Raw genomic sequence first — 1,814 nt, forward strand, 5'->3', positions numbered from 1 at the left:
CGCGCCGGGCGCGCCCGCCACCGGCCGATGCCGCCGACCGTCGGCCCCGGTCGGGTTCACCGATGCCCGTCGGGCGCGATGTCGTCGGTCGCGGCGTGGCCGTCGTCGATGGCGCCCGCGAGCGCCTTGACGTACGGGTGCAGCGGATCGTCGAGGACCTCCTCCATCGTGCCGTCCGCCACGATCTCGCCCCTGTCCAGCACCGCCAGCCGATCGGCGACGCGGCGCAGGACCGGGACGTCGTGCGAGATCACGACCGCCGAAAAGGCCTGGCCCGCGCGCAGCTCGGTCAGCAGGCCGGCGACCGCATCGCGAACGGTGACGTCGATCCCCGCCGTCGGCTGGTCTGCGATGAGCAGCTTCGGGCCCAGCACGAGCGCGCGTGCGAGCGCCACGCGCTGGCGCTGCCCTCCGCTCAGCTCGAACGGGAACTTCTCGAGCATGCCGAGCGGCAGGCGCACCGAGTCGAGCATCGTGGCGACCCGCGTCGCGAGCGCCGCCCGGTTGTACCGGTGGTCGCGCTCAAGGATCGGTTCGCCGATGATCTCCGCGACCGTGCGATCGGCGGGCAGGCGCATCGCCGCGTCCTGCGCGAGGTAGCCGACGTGGAACCGGAGTGCGTTCAGCCGTCGCCGCGAGACCCCGCGGAGCGGGGTGCCGAGGACCATGGCGTCACCGCCCGTGATCACCGGACGGACCTCCCCGCCGGCGAGCACTGGCTCGAACGCGGCACCCGAGAGCACTCGCGCGAGCGTCGACGCGCCGCTGCCGGCTGAGCCGATGAGGCCCACGACCTCGCCGGGCGCGACGCGCAGGTTGACGCCGCGCAGGGCGACGTGGGCCGCGCTCGGACCGCGCGCCGGGTACTCGACCGACAGGTCGCTGACGACCACGGGGTAGCCGTGCGCCGCATCCAGGCTCATCGTCCGCCCTCCTCGCGCAGCCGCCGGAGCTGCTCGCGCCGATCGGCCTGCGCCACCGGATCGGGCACGGGAAGCGATGCGAGCAGGCGCTGGGTGTACGGATCCGCCGGCGAGCCGAGGACCTCGGCCGGGGTCCCCTCCTCGACGAGCTTCCCACGGTAGAGCACGGCGATGCGGTCGGCCAGCAGGTCGACCACCGCGAGGTCGTGGCTGATGAACAGCGACGCGAACCCGAACTCCCGCTGCAGCTCGGCGAACAGCTCGAGCACGCGCGCCTGCACCGACACGTCGAGCGCCGAGGTCGGCTCGTCGGCGATCAGCAGCTCCGGTTCGAGCGCGATCGCACGAGCCAGGCTCGCCCGCTGCCGCTGACCGCCCGACAGCTCGTGCGGGTACCGATCGCCGTAGGAGGCGGGCAGCTGCACGGCCTCGAGCAGCTCGTCGACCCGCGGGCGCGCGTCGCGCGCGTCGACGGCACGATCGTGGATCACGAGCGGCTCGGCGACGCACTCGGCGATCGTGAGGAGCGGGTTGAAGCTCGACGCGGGGTCCTGGAAGACGAAGCCGATCCGGCTGCGCGCCGGACGGAACCGACGTTCGCGGATGCCGAGCATCTCGTGGCCGAGCACCTGCAGCGAACCGCCGGTGACCTTCGTGAGGCCCGCGATCGCGCGACCGATGGTGGTCTTGCCCGACCCCGACTCCCCGACAAGTCCGAGGACCTCACCGGGCCGGATCACGAGGTCGACGCCGTCGACGGCGCGGAAGCCCGGGCGGCCGAACCGTCCCGGGTACTCGATCTCGAGGCCCCGCGCCTCCACGACCGGCGTCTGCTCCGCCCACCCGGCAGGACGCGCCGCGGCACGCTCCGCCGCGCGCGCGACGCCGTGG

At 74.0% G+C, this 1,814-nt stretch carries 2 protein-coding genes; both read right to left on the bottom strand.

Going from position 1 to position 1,814, the window contains the following annotated elements:
• Window positions 1-56 precede the first annotated feature (56 nt).
• Window positions 57-923 carry an ATP-binding cassette domain-containing protein gene (locus tag ESO86_RS16305; RefSeq protein WP_129235886.1) on the bottom strand — a complete coding sequence of 289 codons (867 nt, stop codon included), beginning with the start codon at window positions 921-923 and terminating at the stop codon, window positions 57-59.
• Window positions 920-1,814 (bottom strand): ABC transporter ATP-binding protein (locus tag ESO86_RS16310; RefSeq protein ID WP_165308138.1); only part of this gene is annotated, 895 nt, incomplete at its 5' end. The genes ESO86_RS16305 and ESO86_RS16310, both read right to left, overlap by 4 nt.

Origin of the sequence: Agromyces binzhouensis (assembly GCF_004135055.1) — a bacterium.
GTDB classification, from domain to species: Bacteria; Actinomycetota; Actinomycetes; order Actinomycetales; family Microbacteriaceae; genus Agromyces; species Agromyces binzhouensis.